General features: G+C 60.9%; 16 protein-coding genes and 1 riboswitch. Of the genes, 12 read left to right on the plus strand and 4 right to left on the minus strand.

Features of this window, described 5'->3' with window-relative positions; translation table 11 throughout:
• The first annotated feature begins 66 nt into the window (after positions 1–66).
• The 11 genes from ACODSN_RS13855 to ACODSN_RS13905 all read left to right on the plus strand — a co-directional run bounded on the left by ACODSN_RS13855 (position 67) and on the right by ACODSN_RS13905 (position 12,269).
• Complete coding sequence (locus tag ACODSN_RS13855) at positions 67–870, plus strand: SDR family NAD(P)-dependent oxidoreductase (RefSeq protein WP_489056075.1); 804 nt, start codon at positions 67–69, stop codon at positions 868–870.
• Positions 867–1,133 carry a hypothetical protein gene (locus tag ACODSN_RS13860; protein WP_489056076.1) on the plus strand — a complete coding sequence of 89 codons (267 nt, stop codon included), beginning with the start codon at positions 867–869 and terminating at the stop codon, positions 1,131–1,133. Before ACODSN_RS13855 ends, ACODSN_RS13860 begins: the two co-directional genes overlap by 4 nt.
• Entirely contained in the window at positions 1,130–2,521 is a 1,392-nt protein-coding gene (locus tag ACODSN_RS13865; protein ID WP_489056077.1) for a hypothetical protein, read from the plus strand. The genes ACODSN_RS13860 and ACODSN_RS13865 overlap by 4 nt, the downstream gene beginning before the upstream one ends.
• Positions 2,522–2,641: 120 nt before the next feature.
• Positions 2,642–3,829 (plus strand): sulfotransferase family protein, encoded by a 1,188-nt coding sequence (locus tag ACODSN_RS13870; protein ID WP_489056078.1) that lies wholly within the window; start codon positions 2,642–2,644, stop codon positions 3,827–3,829.
• Between the two features lie 290 nt (positions 3,830–4,119).
• A complete protein-coding gene (locus ACODSN_RS13875; protein ID WP_489056079.1) occupies positions 4,120–5,343 on the plus strand; it encodes an aromatic ring-hydroxylating oxygenase subunit alpha in 1,224 nt (407 codons plus the stop codon).
• Positions 5,344–5,489: 146 nt separating this feature from the next.
• Entirely contained in the window at positions 5,490–5,951 is a 462-nt protein-coding gene (locus ACODSN_RS13880) for a nuclear transport factor 2 family protein (RefSeq protein WP_489056080.1), read from the plus strand.
• A 132-nt stretch (positions 5,952–6,083) separates the two neighbouring features.
• On the plus strand, positions 6,084–6,848 hold the full coding sequence (locus ACODSN_RS13885; protein WP_489056081.1) for an SDR family NAD(P)-dependent oxidoreductase: 765 nt from the start codon (positions 6,084–6,086) through the stop codon (positions 6,846–6,848).
• An 82-nt stretch (positions 6,849–6,930) separates the two neighbouring features.
• A complete protein-coding gene (locus tag ACODSN_RS13890; RefSeq protein ID WP_489056082.1) occupies positions 6,931–7,482 on the plus strand; it encodes a nuclear transport factor 2 family protein in 552 nt (183 codons plus the stop codon).
• A 370-nt stretch (positions 7,483–7,852) separates the two neighbouring features.
• On the plus strand, positions 7,853–8,458 hold the full coding sequence (locus ACODSN_RS13895) for a peroxidase-related enzyme (protein ID WP_489056083.1): 606 nt from the start codon (positions 7,853–7,855) through the stop codon (positions 8,456–8,458).
• Positions 8,459–8,525: 67 nt separating this feature from the next.
• Positions 8,526–8,776: riboswitch (cobalamin riboswitch) on the plus strand.
• Positions 8,777–8,989: 213 nt separating this feature from the next.
• Complete coding sequence (locus ACODSN_RS13900; RefSeq protein WP_489056084.1) at positions 8,990–10,903, plus strand: TonB-dependent receptor plug domain-containing protein; 1,914 nt, start codon at positions 8,990–8,992, stop codon at positions 10,901–10,903.
• 139 nt (positions 10,904–11,042) lie between these two features.
• Entirely contained in the window at positions 11,043–12,269 is a 1,227-nt protein-coding gene (locus ACODSN_RS13905; RefSeq protein ID WP_489056085.1) for an NAD(P)/FAD-dependent oxidoreductase, read from the plus strand.
• A gap of 12 nt (positions 12,270–12,281) precedes the next feature.
• Here ACODSN_RS13905 and ACODSN_RS13910 read toward each other — a convergent pair whose 3' ends face one another.
• Entirely contained in the window at positions 12,282–12,833 is a 552-nt protein-coding gene (locus tag ACODSN_RS13910; RefSeq protein ID WP_489056086.1) for a 2'-5' RNA ligase family protein, read from the minus strand.
• The gene (locus ACODSN_RS13915; protein WP_489056087.1) at positions 12,806–13,345 is read right to left on the minus strand and encodes a peroxiredoxin; all 540 of its coding nucleotides are present in this window, start codon (positions 13,343–13,345) and stop codon (positions 12,806–12,808) included. The genes ACODSN_RS13910 and ACODSN_RS13915 overlap by 28 nt, the downstream gene beginning before the upstream one ends.
• Before the next feature lie 106 nt (positions 13,346–13,451).
• Here ACODSN_RS13915 and ACODSN_RS13920 point away from each other — a divergent pair, with 106 nt between their 5' ends.
• Positions 13,452–13,871, plus strand: coding sequence for a sugar transporter (locus ACODSN_RS13920; RefSeq protein WP_489056088.1), 420 nt, complete (start codon positions 13,452–13,454; stop codon positions 13,869–13,871).
• Between the two features lie 3 nt (positions 13,872–13,874).
• Here ACODSN_RS13920 and mltG read toward each other — a convergent pair whose 3' ends face one another.
• Together mltG and fabF are read right to left on the minus strand one after the other, a co-directional pair.
• Positions 13,875–14,846 (minus strand): endolytic transglycosylase MltG, encoded by a 972-nt coding sequence (gene mltG, locus ACODSN_RS13925; RefSeq protein ID WP_489056089.1) that lies wholly within the window; start codon positions 14,844–14,846, stop codon positions 13,875–13,877.
• A gap of 11 nt (positions 14,847–14,857) precedes the next feature.
• Positions 14,858–16,117: a beta-ketoacyl-ACP synthase II gene (fabF, locus tag ACODSN_RS13930; protein WP_489056090.1), complete on the minus strand. Its 1,260-nt coding sequence runs from the start codon at positions 16,115–16,117 to the stop codon at positions 14,858–14,860.
• Positions 16,118–16,130: the final 13 nt, after the last annotated feature.

Here is a 16,130-nt window from a genome sequence, read left to right on the forward strand (position 1 = left end):
ACCGGAAATATAGTCGGCGTCTCAATGCGGCCGATGATCATAAAAGTACACGGAAAGGATATATGCATGCTGCCGTTCCAGGATAAGTCCGCAGTTGTTCTTGGTGCTTCGGCACGCGGCGGCACTGGCTGGGAAACCGCAAAGTTAGTCGCAGAACAGGGCGCCCGCGTAGCTGTCGGCGCGCGGAGCATCGACGGCGTGCGGGAACTGGCCGGTCTTACCGGCGGCCTTGCGGTACGGTGCGATGCCTCGATCGAGGCGGAAGTCGCGGCGATGGCCGAAGCCGCCGCCGCCGCCCATGGTCCCATCGATATCGCGATCATGGCTGCGGGCGTGCCCTTTGTCGGCATGATCGACGCCATCGACCCGGAGGACGTCAAGAGAGCGTTCGACATCAACTTCTTTGGCCCGTTCTATTTCATCAAACATATGGCGCGGCACATGCGCGATGGCGGCGCGATGGTGGTGATCACGTCGACCGCCGCGTCGATGCCGGTTCCCGGCTATAGCAGCTACGGCAGCGCCAAGGCCGCGGCGCAGGTGCTGGTTGAACATGCCGCGCTTGAATATGCGCCGCGGAACATCCGGATCAACGCGGTGGAAGCAGGCCTCATCGATACGCCGATGTCGAAGATATTGCTGGAACATGAAGTGGCCCGGAAAGTCCTTTTGAAGGAAATTCCGCTCGGTCGGCCTGTCACGCCCCGGCAGGTCGGGGCGGCCTGCCTGTGGCTTTGCCATCCGGATGCGGCTGTAACCGGCGATACGCTCAACGTCGATAACGGCAATCACCTGCGCCGCAACGTGCAGCCTGAAGAACTGCCCTATGACGTCATGGCTGCAAACGCAGACGCATCGTCTAAAAAATGATCGGCGATGGCTGGCGCGGTGACGGATATGCTCTTCACATCGACCAGCCTTTTTTTGTCGCGGATTTCGCCGATATCACCGGATCGCTCCGCATTTCGGGACGGGAACAGCCACGGGCATCCGTCGACGACGCACGAGCGAGAGCGGCCTATGGCGGTTTGAACGCTGCGGGCAAAGTTTCCGGCGTCGGACGTCGCCGCGTCCCCAGCGGAATGCCGCTTGCCGATGCCGCGGCCACGCCGATCCTTTACGCAAGAAGATGACGACCGCTTTCAGCCTGAAAAAAGCAACTGGAGAATATCGTATGAACGAGATCGACAACATGCCGGGCGTTGACCAGCAGGCTCCCATCTCTTCTTCGGACGTAGGATCCGTTCACCCTTTGGCGACCGCGCAGCAGTTCGAAATTGAAGCGACGACAGCGGCCATTCTCAAGACAGACGAAATGCAAAAGGCGATTGAGGAGGGTCGGCAACTTCTGAGTAAATTGGCCTGGGCCAATTCAGAGGACGCCCGGCAGACTTTCGAACAGGTCGTTTCCGAATGCGCTGGCTATGCCACTTTGTCTGCCGCAAACAGGGATCCCCAGAATCCAGGCCTGGTCTGGATTCAAACGCCCCGGAAAGAGTGGATGGGGGATGAGGTAACGGGATCGCGGTTCTGCTTCGATAATCCCGATAACATATATCGGTACGCCTTCATCGATGACGCATCCACCTATGTCCTTGACGCCAGGCCGACAGGACCGACGGGCCGGTTCAGCGTGGCCATCTACGTCGCCCTGACGGGTGCCGAAGTGGAAAGCTGGGCCGATTGGGAACGGACAGTGGATGCGGCGGACGAGAACAGAATAATCACGGATAGCGAGGGCGCATCGCGCATCACGATCGGACCCGACGACCCCAAGGACGGCAGCCTGCACCTGAAATCGAAGGGCGGCGTTTTCGTCATTGTCCGGGAAGCGTTGAACGACTGGCACACGCAGCGGCCGCGCGCCATGTCCTTCCGCAAGGTCGCCGGGCCGCAAACCCCTGCGCTGACGTTCGATGACCGTGTCGCCATCGCCGCACGCTATATGAAGTTCGGCGCGCAAACGATCGTCCAGTTTGAGAATTTGTACAAATCGATCCCGATCAACGATTTCGGGGATGCGCTCCAGCGCGGTCACTCGACGAAACCGTCGATGATTACGCAAGGCCGGTATCAGCTGGCCGATGACGAGGCGCTGATCTTCAACATCCTTCCGCAGGGCGCGGAATATATGAGCCTGAGCGTCACGTCTCCCTGGCTGATCTCACGGAATACCGTCAGCAAGTCGGGAACCCGGACGGGCTGTCAATCGCATCAGAATGCCGACGGCACCTATACCTATATCGTGAGCCACCGTGATCCCGGCGTCGCGAACTGGATGGATACGGACGGTCTGCACGAAGGCTGCATGGCCATGCGCTGGGAAGGGATGCATGCGCCGGTAGCCGATCCCCATGACGCCACAACGGGCGCCAGGGTCGTCAAGCTCGACATGATCCGTTCCGCACTTCCCGCAGATTTCCCGTCTGTGGGACCGGCGGAGCGGGCAGCCGAACTCGCCGGCCGTGAAGCGGATTATAAGTCGCGCTGCGGCATAGAGTGCAGGTTCATCGAAGGCTGAAGCCACGCATCGTCGTTCCGGCTTCGGTTGATCGCCGAAGCCGAACGCAAGACCATTCCCACCACATTTCGCATCGCCCTGATCTGGGCACAGCAGGTATCAAGGTTAAAGGAGCCTTCAATGGAGACGTCTCACCCCGCATCGAAATTATCGATGGAAAATATGATCGCTGCGGCCTGTGCCGATACCGGGCTGAGTGATTTCGGTGACTTCGATCCCCGCGAGGGGATGGCGCATTTCCTGAAGGATATTAACGAGAACGTCCTGCTGAACGAGGATGGCAGGGCGACCATGTCCGCCATCGTCCATCGCTGGCTGGTCAATGGCCTGCGTTTCGCCGACGACCTGAAGAAGCATCCCGAAATTCTCGACGAGCAAGTCGATGATCCGCTCATCATTCTGGGCATGACGCGGGTCGGATCTACCAAGTTGCAGCGCCTGCTCGCGGCCGATCCGGACACGCTGAGCGTCAAACATTGGGAGTCGCTCAATCCCTCGCGCGTCCCGAATGCAGTGGCTGGCGAAGAAGATCCCCGCATTGCGGCCGATCGCGAAATTATCGATGCCATGATCAAAAATAATCTGGGCCTGATGCAGTCCCATTCGGTGAAGGTTGACGATGCCGAGGAAGATATTTTCGTGCAATTGCCGACCTTCAAGACGGTGGGACATTGCTGGGTTCTGCCGACTCCCAACTATTATGATTGGGTAAGATCGCAGTCTCTGGAAAGTTCTTACGTCTTTCTCAAGCAGATGCTGCAATATCTGCAATGGCAGAAGGGTGGACGCCCGAGCGCGAATGGCGACCGGCGCTGGATATTGAAAACACCGCCGCACATCGGGAATATGGACCTGCTGGTCGAGCAGTTTCCCAATGCCAAATATATATTCATGCATCGCGATGTCCATGAAGTCATCGCGTCGACTTGCCGCCTGATTGAAATGCTGTTCCGCACGTCCATGGATGTGATCGATATGCATGCAGTGGGCGCCTATGTCCTTCGGCTCTGGTCGACGGAGATGGACCGGCATTTGCAACAGCTCGATGCCCTCGGCTCGCAAATCGATCTCCTCGATGTCCAGTATGACGATCTCAGGAAAGACACGTTTGGCGTGGTCCGCGACGTCTACAAACTGATGGGCCGCGAGTTGACGCCCGCTCGCGAGCAGGCGCTGCGGACGTGGGAAGAAACCGACACGCATGGTGAGTTCGGCAGCTATAGTTATAGTCTGGAACAATATGGCCTGACACCCGCGCAGGTCGACGCGGCCTTCGCCGAATATAACCGCCGATACTTCCAAGGGTAATTGCCCGACAGGGATAAGACTTACGAGACTTGCGGTGTTGGCGCCGTTGCGCCGACACCGCTCCTACCCAAGATCCTTCAGGATGGGTCGAAACGATCGCTATAAGGACTGAACCTCCTGCCGCTCGCCGCATAGGTGGAAGAACGGGACAAAATATAGGGCGATCATTCTAAAATTGATTGACTTTCCGCCGGGCGACATGCGAAATTAGCCAGACATAGAGAATTTCGAATCGCGCCAAAAACAGGCGGGAAGTGTTTGGAAAATAAAGTCCATAGGAGCGGTGTGACATGATTGGCTTCGAGCAATCCGAGATGCGCGCTCTGTACGACGAGCTGGTCGAGCTGGTTGCGCAGAAAAGTCCCACTCTTGCGCCCGACATCTTCAAGGTTCCTGTGAGCGAATATACCGATCCCGATCGTTGGGAACGGGAAGTGCAGCTGCTGCGCACCACGCCTATGATGCTGGCATTGTCGCAGGAGTTGCCCGAGCCTGGCAGCTATTGGGCGCTGACCCGCCTTGGGGTGCCAATGCTTCTGGTGCGTCAGAAATCCGGCGACGTTCGGCTCTTCATCAACGCCTGCCGTCACCGTGGCGCGATCGTGGTGCAGGAAGGTCAGGGCAAGAAGCCGCGCTTCACCTGCGTCTATCATGCCTGGACATATGGACTGGACGGCCGCCTTCTGGCGCTGCCCAGCGAGGGAATTTTCGGCGAAGTCGAAAAGGCCGATTACGGCCTGACCGAACTCGCCGTCGAGGAGCGCGATGGCCTGATCTGGGCGATGCTGACCCCCGACCTGCCGCTTAACCTCGACGAGTTTCTCGGCCCGGAAATCAACGCCCTCATTCCTAAATTCGGCTTTGACCGCTTCCATGTGGTCAACCTGAAAGAGGTGCCTGCCGCGAACTGGAAGCTGGCTTATGAGGGCTATGTCGAAACTTACCATTTCCCCAGCCTTCACGCGCAAAGCTTTGGCAGTTTCGTCATTCCGGGCGTGCTCAAGATCGAGGACAGGGGCCTGCATGGTGAACTGATTTCCCCGGTTCTGGGTATCGACGAGCAGTGCGATCCTGAATCGATGGACGATCTGAAGCTCTTCGTGCAACGTGGCGTCACCTTCTTCCCTTCCACATTCATGACCTGTGCAAGCGTGAGCGCGTTTTCCGGTGGCGAAAAGCCCGAAGGGTTCGTCGCGCTCGAGCGTATGTTCATGAACCAGATTCTGCCGGGCAATAATCCGGGCGAATCTGTGACGATTTCGCGCACCGTGGTCAGCGGTCCGTTCAAGGACACGCCGATGGAAGAAGATGTTCTCAACTGGGCCAGCAGTACGCATCAGGTCGTGATCGATGAGGATTGCCCGGTCGTGAAGAGCATTCAGGAAACAGTCTATTCCGGCGCTCAGGAACATTTCACCTTTGGCCGCAATGAAAGCGCCATTCATCATTTCCACCGGAGACTGCATACGGCTCTGGGCGACAAGCCATTGGAAGGTCAGCTCAGGAATCAGTGACGCCATCCTGCAGGTTGCCGGTATCGGTTGCCCTGGCTGGACTATTCTTGACGGCTTGCGTGCCTCGTTTCGCCATCGATTGAGCCACGCAGCGCCTTCTGTTGCACGAAGCGCCGCCTCGTGCCTTGCTCCGAAAGGCGATATGGATGGAAACCGGCATGGAAAAAAAATTGCAGCAGCTTATCGATCGTGAGGAAATTCGCGATTTGGTAAGTCGGTTCTCGGCTTATGAGGACCGGCGGATGTGGGACGAAGCCGCCGAATGTTTCGCGGAAAGCGGCGTGTTCGATGAAACCGCGGTCGGCGGGCCATGCTCGTACGGGCGGGAGCAGATAAGAGCTTTCTTCAAAGAGGAAATTGACCCTGCCATGACCTTCATGGCGCACTACGCAACCGGCCATGTCATATCGGAACAGACCGAGAATGAGGCCAAAGGCTTCTTCAACTGCTTCTTCGAGGGCGGATTGCATGACGGAAATGTCGTGAAAGTTCATGCCTATCTGGACGACACCTATGTGCGGGTCGACGGAAAATGGCTGTTCAGATCGCACAAGGTGGTCCTTTACGGCCCGCGGGAATTCTTCAGGCCGTCGAGCGAGCCGGTTTAGGGCGGTTTCCAGTCGGGGAAGATCACTCAACGACTTGATCGAGACGCGACCAATCAGACAAAATTGGCGCAATCAAAGCGGACCGATCGGAATCCGCTCTAGCGGAAACGAATTTCAATAGCGGGAGTGGGTATGAGAGGATTGCGGGACAAGGTAGCGATCGTGACAGGAGCGGCCTCTCCGATCGGGATTGGCTTTGCGACGGCGAAGCGCCTGGCGGAAGAGGGCGCGCTGGTTGCGCTGACCGACCTTAATCAGGCCGGTGTCGAGGAACGGGCTGCCGAGCTTCGACAGGCGGGCTATCGCGCGATCGGAATCGCGCATGATGCCGTCGACGAAGCGTCATGGGAGAATGTTCTCCAGGCGACGCGGGATGAGCTGGGCGCGCTGGACATATTGGTGAACAACGCCGCCATCGCCATTCAGGCCCATGTCGTCGACATGGAACTCTCCGACTGGCGTCGCCAGCTTGATGTCAACGGGACCACGGCGTTTTTGGGCTGCCGGATTGCGACGCGCGAGTGGCAATCGACCGGACGCGTAGGCGCGATCGTCAACGTCGCGTCGACCGCATCGCTCGTGGCCGGCGAATATGGTGGCGCCTATTGCGCGAGCAAGGGCGCCGTCCTGATGCTGACCAAGGTGGTGGCGATCGAAAATGCGAAACATGGCATCCGCGTGAATTCGGTGCACCCTGGCTGGACGAAAACCGCGATGCTCGGGGATTCGCTGGACGATCCTGAAGTCCAGACCGCCCAGATCAAGGCGATCATACCCGCCGGGCGGTTGGGAGACCCTTCGGAAATGGCTTCGGCGATCGCCTTCCTCGCTTCGGATGATGCGTCTTTCTGCAACGGCACCGCTCTGTTGGTCGATGGCGGGCTGACGGCGCAGTGATGGCCGCGAGGGTTCGACAGGGCTGACGATGCTCGTCGCCCCCCTCGCCCGATCAATCAGCTTATCAAGGAGAGAGTGAATCATGGCCAATGCCTCAGACCCGTTCGAAGGAACATCCTTCGGTCCCAATCGCAAGCGGCCGACGACGCTCGAAGAGCGAGTGCAGCTGATCGAGGATCATGAAGATATTACGCGGCTGATGTCGCTCTACACTCACTATAATGACGGCGGCTGGGAAGGTCAGGGACCAAGCCATATGGGCCCGTCTGCCGATCTGTTCACGGAAGATGGCATCTGGGACGACTGCGGCACGATCGGCCAGGCAAAAGGGCGCGAGGCAGTGCGCGCGCTTTTCAACACGCTGCGGGCCACTCCCTATGTTTCGCACAATGTGATGAACCCGCTGATCGATGTGGACGGCGATGTCGCGCGCGGACACTGGCATCTGATCGCGCTGTCGAAATGGCCCAATGGACGGCCGGTCGAGGACAATGACGGTCACTGGTCGCTGGCAATCTATAAACTGCAGTTCGAGCGCACCGGCGAAGGCTGGCGTATCAAAAATATGACCATCAACCGCGGCCGCGAAATGCCGCAGCGCGGCTATAACGGCCCGCCGCAATGGTCGGTGTGATGGGATTATATTCCATTCCGGGATAACTTAAGCTCATTCCAATTGTCGTTAATGTCAGCGTTTGCGTGTTCAAATCATGGGGAGCACACTCCCCATGATTTGAAGCGCCGCTTTGCCCATATGCCCCAGAGGAGCGTGGCAAGGGCGTGAATGAGATCGCGATCATCATAATAGGTAAATCGTCGGCCAAGGCTGGTGCGCAGTTAAGATATCGCAGGAAAGCATAGTAAGCAGATTTAAGGTGTGTCCGTAGCAGCCAAGATTCAGCCAGAAAAATTCCCGAAACACCGGAAGTAGCGGCGGCCTCCGCAGATGACAGCGCAACCATATCCGATTATCACCACACGAAATGATAATTGGAGAGACGCTGATGGCTGACCGCAAATCGACCCTGACCCCGGAGTTCAAATCCAACGACCCTTATGCCTATCTGCCTGGGGTTGAAGGCTATGAGCTGCCGCAGGAATGGGTCGATACCATGCCGGTACCCGAACTCCATTCCACGCGCATTCTCGCGGGCTATGACGAGGCCGGTTATGCGCGTGCGGGCGCTTTCATGTCTCCCATCTTCCTTGATCCGGCCTATGGGCTGCTGACCCTTGCCGAGCGCGAGTTCATCGGCGTGATCGTATCCTCGATCAATGCCTGTCCCACCTGCCTGCTCATTCACGGGCACAAGCTGGGCGAAGAGATTGGCGATCATGGTCGCGCGCGGCGTATCGCGATCAATTACCGCACGGTCGAACTGACCGTCGAGGAGCGCGCGATCGCCGATTATTGCGTCAAGCTGACCGAACAGCCCGGACGCATGGAAGCCGCCGATGTGCGGGCGTTGCGGGATGCAGGCCTGAGCGACGCGAAAATCTATTATGTGATCGAACTGATCGGCGTGTTCAACCTGACCAACCGGATGACGTCGGGCTACGGCATGCGTCCGGACGATGATTTCCTCGCGTCCCTCGCGCCCTCGGCATGAAGCGGCCAAACAAAGCCGTTGGCCTGACGCGCAAACAGGATTAAGGGCCGGCTTGGCGAGGTTCTGCCTTGCCGAAGATCGCGCTGGTGCCCGCAAGGGCTTAAAACGGGAATGCGGTGCGGATGATCGGCTTTCGGGTCGGATCACCCGATCCGCGGCTGTCCCTGCAACTGTGAGCGGTGAGCGAGATGTGCATCTTCCGTCATGCCGCATGACGGAGGTCACTGGGGCGAACGCATAAGGATGCGCGTTCCGGGAAGGCCGCACAGCAAGCGACGACCCGCAAGCCAGGAGACCTGCCAGCGCACCGGTCGCTCTTTGTCATGGTCCAGGGAAAGGTCATGGCACGGTCACTCTCCGTCTGAGCGACGAATCCATGCGGCCAGGGCCGCATCGGTGCGCGGTCGGGGGTAATGTGCCTGCCCCCTGCCCTGCGCCGACCGTTCGTTCGCGTGCAGGCCGACGCCGGCACAAGCGATAGCGGCAAGCCCCCGCCGGACGTTGCTCCAAGGCGCCAAGGGGGTATTGACCATGACGACATCCAGATTCCGCGCGCTGATGAGCAGTGCATTATTCCTGCCCGTCGCGGGCTTCGCGCAGGCCGCCGCCGCTGACGAGCCGGCCAAAGTGACCGACACGATCCTCGTCACCGCCAGCCGGGGCGATGGCGGCATTTCCACCGCGACCCTCGGCTCGTCGGCCACGGTCATCCAGCCGGTCGATCTGGAAAATCGCCAGACGACGATCCTCTCCGATGTGCTGCGCGATGTGCCGGGCATTGCGGTCAACCGCACCGGCCCGGTCGGCGGCAAGACGCAGGTTCGCATTCGCGGCGCGGAGGCCAATCATACGCTGGTGCTGATCGACGGTATCGAAGCGGCCGATCCCTATGCCGGCGAGTTCGACTTCGCGACGCTGACGTCCGATCCAGGCGCGCGGGTCGAAATCCTGCGCGGCGAGCAGAGCGCGCTCTACGGCTCCGACGCGATCGGCGGGGTCATCAACTATATCACCGCCAGCGGGCGCGAGATGCCGGGCTTCGCGGCGCGGCTGGAGGGCGGATCCTTCGGCACCCTTGAGGGAGCGGTGCGCGGCGCGGGCGTCGTGGGCGATCTCGATTATGCCATTGGCGGCTCCTATTCGGGCATTGGCGGTTTCGTCGTCGCGCCGGGCGGCTCGCGCGACATCGGATCGAAGATCGGAACCGTGCATGGCAAGTTCGGCTATCAAATCGGCCAGCTCACGCTGCGGGCCGTCGCGCGTTACAATTACACCGATGCGGACCTCAACGATCAGGATTACTTCCTGACCGGCAATGCGATCGATTCCGGCGGCCACTATACCAACAGCGCCTTCTATGCGCTCGTGGGCGCCAATTACAGCACACAGGATGGCCGCTGGACCACCGACCTCAGCGCCCAGCTCAACAATTCGCGCCGCCGCGCCTTTGATGACAATGGCGTCGAGACTTTCGGCAATACCGGCCGCCGCCGCAAAGTGTCGCTTGCCTCGACGCTGAAACTGGGCGACGACACTGTCACCCATGCGATCACCGGCGCGGTGGATTATGAGCGGGAGGAGTTTCAGGGCACCTCGCTGTTCCTCACTGGTCCGAACCCGTTCAACACGACGGATAATTGGGGCATCGTCGGCCAGTATCAGCTGACCGTCGGCGACCGGATCGGCGTGGGCGGATCGATCCGCAAGGATTTCAACAACCGTTTCAGCGATTCGACCACCTGGCATGCACAGGCCAGCTATCGCTTCGATTTCGGCACCCGCCTCCACGCGGCGGGCGGCACTGGCGTCAAGGCGCCCGACTTTTTCGAACTGTTCGGATTTTCACCGACGAGCGGTTTCGTCGGCAAGCCCGACCTGAAGCCTGAAAAGTCGACCGGCTGGGAAGTGGGCGCGGAACAGTCGTTCCTGGGCGGCCATGGCCGGATCGACGTGACCTATTTCAACGCGAAGCTGCGCGACCGCATCATAACGGTCTATTTTCCCGTCTACACCGTCGATAATCTCGCGGGAAAATCCCCGCATGAGGGTGTCGAAGTGTCGGCAAACTTCGTGCTGCCCGCAGGCTTCCGGTTCGATGGCGCCTACACCTATCTGACCGCGAAGGACGAAAACGACCTCCGCCTGGTGCGTCGCCCCGGCAATATCGGCAGCGCCAATCTCGCCTGGCGGTCGAAGGATGACCGTTTCGGCGCGAACGTAACGGCGCGCTATAATGGCAAGGCGCTGGACACCAATTTCGCGACCTTCAACGTCGAGACGCTCAAGGCCTATACGGTGGTGAATATCGGCGCGGATGTGCAGATCATGCCGGGCCTCTCACTATACGGGCGGGTCGAAAATCTGTTTGACGAGGAGTATCGCGAGAATATCGGCTTCCAGACCGCAGGCCGCGCCGCTTATGGCGGCTTCAAAGCCCGCTTCTGACCGTCATGAAGATCGAGCGAGGCGACCCTATCCGGTCGCCTCGCTCACCGCGGCCACCCATCGTCCGCTGCGGTTTCCCCTTGAAAGCCTGTCCAAAGCGGGCCAAATCACGCCGCAACGAATATGCTAGGGGGATGCAGTGAGCTATTATGACGTTCTGATCGTGGGTGCGGGCCATGCCGGCGCTCAGGCGGGAATTTCGCTGCGCCAGTCGGGCTTTGAAGGGTCGATCGCGATGATCGGCGACGAAAAGGACCCGCCCTATGAGCGCCCGCCCTTGTCCAAGGAATATTTCGCCGGCGACAAGAGCTTCGACCGCATCCTGATCCGCCCCGCCTCCTTCTGGGAAGAGCGAAAGATCGACATGCTGCTCGGCCACCGCGTCAAAAGCGTCGATCCGGTCGGGAAATTCGTGACCGTGGGCGACCGCGAGATCGGCTATGGCAAGATGATCTGGTGCACCGGCGGCAATCCGCGCATGCTGACCTGCAACGGCGCCGATGCGCCCAACGTCCATGGCGTGCGCCGCCGCGATGATGTCGACGCGATGATGGCGAAGATCGACAGCATCAACCATGTGACGGTGATCGGCGGCGGCTATATCGGGCTGGAAGCGGCGGCGGTGCTGTCGAAATTCGGCAAGAAGGTCGTCCTGCTCGAAGCGCTCGACCGGGTGCTGGCGCGGGTGGCCGGTGAACCCTTGTCGCGCTTTTACGAGGGCGAGCATCGCGCCCATGGCGTCGACCTGCGCACCGACGCGAAGATGGATTGCATCGAAGTGACGGACGGTCAGGCGACCGCCGTGCTGATGCAGGATGGCGAGCGGATCGCAACCGACATGGTGATCGTCGGCATCGGCATCGTCCCCGAAACCGGCCCGCTGATCGCGGCGGGCGCGGTGGGCGGCAATGGCGTGGATGTGGACGAATATTGCCGCACCTCGCTGCCCGACATCTATGCCGTGGGCGATTGCGCCGCGCATGAAAATCACTTCGCCCGTGGCGCGCGGATGCGGCTCGAATCGGTGCAGAACGCCAATGATCAGGCCAAGACCGCCGTCGCGCACATCATGGGCAAGGAAGAAGCCTATCATGCCGTGCCCTGGTTCTGGTCGAACCAATATGATCTCAAGCTCCAGACCGTCGGCCTCTCCACCGGCTTTGACCAGACGATCGTGCGCGGTGATCCGGCGACGCGCAGCTTTTCGGTCATCTATCTGCGTGGCGGCAAGCTGCTCGCGCTCGATTGCGTCAACGCGGTGAAGGATTATGTGCAGGGCCGCGCCCATGTGATTGCGAGTGCGGCGCTCGATCAGGCGCAACTGGCGGATGCTTCGGTGCCGCTGAAGGAAGTCGGGCTGGCCTGATCCGGCCTGACCTTACCCCCTGAACCTGTATTCAGCCGCCAGTTCCCACGGCCCGCCGCGATAATGCCATGCGGCGAGGCCGGCAATGGCGAAAGACCGGGGCCGGAAGTCCGTCTGCAACCGCACAGCGAGCGCCTTCGCCTCGGCGGGCGAAACCTTGTTCTGCACCGTGACATGCAGCCGGGGCCGCGCCTGATCCTGTGGCGTCAGCATACCCGCAAATGCCTCCGCGAGCGCATCGCGGATCGCCATCAGCGCCGGGCTTTCGATCCGGTAGGCGACACCCCGCCCCAGCAGCATTAGTTCGGCCAGCCGAGCGGGCGGCGGCGGCGCAGCGCACAGCAGGCGCAAACGCTGCTTCACCTCCGCCAGCGCGGACGGCGGCAGATGGTGAAACAGCGTGATATGCGCCGGCAGCACATTGCGCTCGGGCGGAAAATGCGCGCGGCGCAATCCGTCCGCCCAGGCGAAGTCGGCTGCGCCCATCAGCGCCGTCACGATGATGGGCGCGCTGTTTGCGCTATCGGCCAATCGATTCAGGCCGATGCGTACGCCTTCAGCCATTCCAGCACCGGCTCGGGCCGCGTCTCGCCATAGGGGTCGTCATCCTCGCCGACATCGTTGATCCCCGGCTCCTCGAACCATGCGACGACCTTGCCGTCATCGACCACCATCGCATAGCGCCAGCTGCGGTCGCCGAACCCCAGATGGTCCTTCTTGATCAGCATGCCCATGCGCCGGGTGAAATCGCCCGATCCATCAGGCAACAGCTTGACCTTCTTCACGCCCAGATGCTTGCCCCACTGATACATGACGAAGGCGTCGTTGACAGCGATGCAATAGACGTCATCGACGCCAAGCGCCCTGAAATCATCGTAAAAGCGTTCGAAAGCCGGACATTGTTCGGTCGAACAGGTGGGCGTAAACGCGCCGGGCAGCGAGAATACGACCACCCGCTTGCCCCGGAACAGGTCGCCGGTCTGGACATCCTGCCAGCGGAACGGGTTGGGGCCTTCGATGCTGTCGTCCCGCATACGGGTCTTGAGCGTCACATCGGGTACGGAACGTCCCTGCATGGAGGATCTCCTTTACGGCTGGGTACGCGGTTTCGCGCAACCTTCATTTGGTATATGATCGGCAATTGGTGAACCCGCAACGGGGCGCCGGGAGGGGAAAACGATCATGCGCGCCACTCGATCCTTCATCGTCATCGGCATTATCTTGGCTTTATGGAACCTGATGGGCGTTGCCGCCTTCGTCATGCAATATGGCGCGGACCTCGATCAACTGGCCAAGACCGACCCCGACACCGCCCGCGCCTTTGCCGCGATGCCGCAATGGGCCTGGGTCGTTTACGCGATCGCCGTCGGCGCGGGCACGCTGGGCGCGATCGCCCTGTTGATGCGCAAGGCGCTCGCCGCATCGCTGCTCCTGCTGTCGATGATGGCCGTCATCGTGCAGTTCGGATACACGTTTCTTGCCACCGACCTGCTGCATGTCAAAGGCGGGACGGCGGCGATCTTCCCCGCGGTCATCTTCCTGATCGCGGTCGGCCAGTGGCTGTACGCGCGCTCCATGGTGATCCGGCGCGTGCTGCGCTGACGATCACAATTCCCCGCGCGCGCGGCGGATTTCGAACCATTTGCGGACATTTTCGTTATGCTGCTGATAGGTATCGGCGAAGATGTGCCCGCCCTTGCCGTCGGCGACGAAATAGAGCGCCTTCGTAGACGCGGGGTGCAGCACGGCGAGGATCGACAGGCTGCCCGGATTGGCGATCGGTCCTTTGGGCAGGCCGACCATGGCATAGGTGTTATAGTCGTTGACCGCCGCGATTTCCGACTTGCGAATGCGGCGGCCGAGCGGCTTGCCCCGCGTGATCGGATAGATGATCGTCGGATCGGCCTGGAGCATCATATTGGCGCGCAGCCGGTTGCTGTATACGCCCGCGACCATCGGCCTCTCCTTGCCGAGCGCGGTTTCCTTCTCGACGATGCTGGCGAGGATGATCGCCTCGCGCGGGGTTTTGGCGACGGTATTCGACGCCCGCTCCGCCCACATGCGTGCCAGCAGCTTGGTCATCGCGGTCTGCATCCGCCTGAGCACTGCGGCGCGCGCCTCGCCCTTGTCGAACGCATAGCTGTCGGGCAGCACGCTGCCTTCCTCCGGTACGGCAATGTCGCCGGTCAGCTCGTCATTCGCCATCAGCCGTTCGTACACGAGGATCGAGGGCATGCCTTCGGGGATGGTGACGAGGCGCGTCAGCGTCTTGCCGCCCTGAAGGATTTTCAGAATATCGCGGTTGCTCGCACCCTTCGGGATGACGAACTCACCCGCCTTGATCGACGCGCCACGCCCGAGAAACTTCGCGCGGGTCAGGAAGGCGTCGGCGGAGCGCACCGCGCCCGAACGCTTGAGCAGCACCGCCGCGTCGCTCAGCGTCGATCCTTCCGGCACGACCAGCGTGATCGCGCGCGGCGCGGGACCGGCCTCGGTCCATCCATGGAAGAAGCGGAAGCCGACGAACGCCGCGACGGCAAGGCCGATCAGCAATATGCCAAGGCCCAGCCGCCGCATGACGATGCCTCTTAGATCGCGCGCATGATGAGCGATGCGTTGGTGCCGCCAAAGCCGAAGCTGTTGTTCAGCACCGCGCGCACCTTACGCTCCTTGGCGACATGGGGAACCAGATCGACGCCAAGGCAGCTCTCGCTCGGATTATCGAGGTTGAGCGTCGGCGGCACGATCCCGTCACGCATGGCGAGGATGCAGAAGATGCTCTCCACCGCGCCCGCGCCACCCAGCAGATGGCCGATCGCCGATTTGGTCGAACTCATCGACATATTGCCGATCTGGTCGCCGAACAGACGGCGCACCGCACCCAGCTCCAGCTCGTCGCCGAGCGGCGTGGAGGTGCCATGCGCGTTCACATAGTCGATATCCTCAAGGCTGAGGCCCGACTTCTTGAGCGCCATCTGCATCGAGCGGAACGCGCCCGATCCTTCGGGGTGCGGCGCGGTCACATGATAGGCGTCGCCCGACAGGCCATAGCCCAGCACTTCGGCGTAGATTTTCGCGCCGCGCGCCTTGGCCCGCTCATATTCCTCCAGCACGACGACGCCCGCGCCCTCGCCCATGACGAAGCCGTCGCGGTCGACATCATAGGGGCGGCTCGCGCGTTCGGGCGAATCGTTGAAATTGGTGGACAGCGCCCGCGCCTGCGCGAAGCCCGCAATGCCGATCGGGCAGATCGCGCTTTCCGCGCCGCCCGCCAGCATCACGTCGGCATCGTCCATCGCGATCATGCGCGCAGCGTCGCCGATCGAGTGCGCGCCGGTCGAACAGGCGGTGACGACGGCATGGTTCGGACCCATCAGGCCATATTTGATCGACACCTGCCCGGAGATCAGGTTGATGAGGCGACCATGGACGAAGTGCGGCGAAACACGGCTCGGTCCCTTGTTGGCCAGCACCAGCGACTCGCTCTCGATGCCCGGCAGGCCGCCGATGCCCGATCCGATCGAACAACCGGCGCGCAGCCGCTCCTCTTCGGTCATGTCGAGCAGACCCGCATCCCTGAGCGCCTCGCTCGCCGCCGCGATGCCGAACACGATGAACAGGTCGACCTGGCGCTGGACCTTGTGATCCACTTCCAGATTGGGATCGAAACCATATTCATGGGTGGCCGGCTTCACTTCGCAGGCGATGCGGCATTTATAGTCGGTGGGATCGAAGCGGGTGATCCGCGCCGCGCCGGATTTCGACGCGATGATATTTTTCCATGTGGTTTCGACATCCCCGCCCAGCGGGCTGACCATGCCAAGGCCGGTTACGACGACGCGACGCATATCTTGCTCCGAA

The sequence above is a fragment of the Sphingobium sp. FG11 genome, from assembly GCF_057809915.1.

Bases quoted from the DNA above. Each gene is read 5' to 3' on its own strand.
- ACODSN_RS13875 (WP_489056079.1), top strand. From the start codon at position 4,120: ATGATTGGCTTCGAGCAATCCGAGATGCGCGCTCTGTACGACGAGCTG.
- ACODSN_RS13910 (WP_489056086.1), bottom strand. From the start codon at position 12,833: ATGGCTGAAGGCGTACGCATCGGCCTGAATCGATTGGCCGATAGCGCA.
- ACODSN_RS13855 (WP_489056075.1), top strand. From the start codon at position 67: ATGCTGCCGTTCCAGGATAAGTCCGCAGTTGTTCTTGGTGCTTCGGCA.
- ACODSN_RS13880 (WP_489056080.1), top strand. From the start codon at position 5,490: ATGGAAACCGGCATGGAAAAAAAATTGCAGCAGCTTATCGATCGTGAG.
- fabF (WP_489056090.1), bottom strand. From the start codon at position 16,117: ATGCGTCGCGTCGTCGTAACCGGCCTTGGCATGGTCAGCCCGCTGGGC.
- ACODSN_RS13900 (WP_489056084.1), top strand. From the start codon at position 8,990: ATGACGACATCCAGATTCCGCGCGCTGATGAGCAGTGCATTATTCCTG.
- mltG (WP_489056089.1), bottom strand. From the start codon at position 14,846: ATGCGGCGGCTGGGCCTTGGCATATTGCTGATCGGCCTTGCCGTCGCG.
- ACODSN_RS13865 (WP_489056077.1), top strand. From the start codon at position 1,130: ATGACGACCGCTTTCAGCCTGAAAAAAGCAACTGGAGAATATCGTATG.
- ACODSN_RS13870 (WP_489056078.1), top strand. From the start codon at position 2,642: ATGGAGACGTCTCACCCCGCATCGAAATTATCGATGGAAAATATGATC.
- ACODSN_RS13895 (WP_489056083.1), top strand. From the start codon at position 7,853: ATGGCTGACCGCAAATCGACCCTGACCCCGGAGTTCAAATCCAACGAC.
- ACODSN_RS13885 (WP_489056081.1), top strand. From the start codon at position 6,084: ATGAGAGGATTGCGGGACAAGGTAGCGATCGTGACAGGAGCGGCCTCT.
- ACODSN_RS13860 (WP_489056076.1), top strand. From the start codon at position 867: ATGATCGGCGATGGCTGGCGCGGTGACGGATATGCTCTTCACATCGAC.
- ACODSN_RS13890 (WP_489056082.1), top strand. From the start codon at position 6,931: ATGGCCAATGCCTCAGACCCGTTCGAAGGAACATCCTTCGGTCCCAAT.
- ACODSN_RS13915 (WP_489056087.1), bottom strand. From the start codon at position 13,345: ATGCAGGGACGTTCCGTACCCGATGTGACGCTCAAGACCCGTATGCGG.
- ACODSN_RS13920 (WP_489056088.1), top strand. From the start codon at position 13,452: ATGCGCGCCACTCGATCCTTCATCGTCATCGGCATTATCTTGGCTTTA.